Raw genomic sequence first — 207 nt, 5'->3', positions numbered from 1 at the left:
GTCTTCGACGACAGACTGGTGCTCGTTCCCGACGCGCTCTCCATGCTCGCCACCCACCACATCAAGCCTTCGATCGAGGACCTCGACGGACCGAAATCGGTCGAGCACATCAACGGCTGGGTCAAACAAGCCACGCGGGGCGCCATTCCTGTAATCCTGGATGCACCACCCGGCGGCGGCTTCGTCAGCCTCGGCGCACTCTCGTTC

At 63.3% G+C, this 207-nt stretch carries 1 pseudogene; it reads left to right on the top strand.

The features are described from left to right. A pseudogene (locus AF337_RS35310) lies at nt 1-207 on the top strand (serpin family protein); the annotation flags it as partial.

Origin of the sequence: Rhizobium ecuadorense (assembly GCF_001187535.1) — a bacterium.
In the GTDB taxonomy this organism is placed as follows: Bacteria; Pseudomonadota; Alphaproteobacteria; order Rhizobiales; family Rhizobiaceae; genus Rhizobium; species Rhizobium ecuadorense.
The sequence above is the reverse complement of the archived record's forward strand: the minus strand, read 5'-3'. Positions and strand labels throughout refer to the sequence as shown.